The sequence below is a fragment of the Ralstonia sp. VS2407 genome (genome assembly GCF_052950655.1).
In genome coordinates, this window is record NZ_JBRFVG010000243.1 from 1 (window position 1) to 471 (window position 471).

The 471-nt window shown below is 57.3% G+C and carries 1 protein-coding gene; it reads left to right on the forward strand.

The annotated features are described in order from the left end of the window. Positions 1-263 precede the first annotated feature (263 nt). The coding region (locus tag ACU8YE_RS24840; RefSeq protein ID WP_446930200.1) for a hypothetical protein at positions 264-471 on the forward strand (208 nt) is incomplete at its 3' end.

Here is a 471-nt window from a genome sequence, read left to right on the forward strand (position 1 = left end):
GTGACGGGTCCAACAACTGAGGCTCATGCGTAATTGATGATCAGCGGCGATGCGCTGATCTGCTTCGGGGTTCCCCAGATGGTTGGGGAACCCCTTGGTGTCGTGTGGGCGAAGCCCACATGAACATCCTGTGACATGAGGGTCCATGTTCGGGATTGCCATCATGGCCGAGTACTATTTGCCATCAGTCGTGGAGCAGTGTTGACCGCTTCGCGAAGTCCTGGGTTCCCCAGGACCCCTGATGTCGATCAATGGAGGTCACCATGTCTGAGCATGATGTGGCGGCGATTGCCAAGTCCTTGCCCGTGCGAGACGGGGATGAGCCGTGGACCGTGGAAGAGGTCAGCGAGATCATCGACACTCTCGAACACGATGTTGAGAGAATGGCTCGTTCGCTGGCCAAGTCCGATGAGGACCTGGCCAGTCTCATACAGGAAGGTAGTGATGGGGCTGGCAAGGACACCATCGATG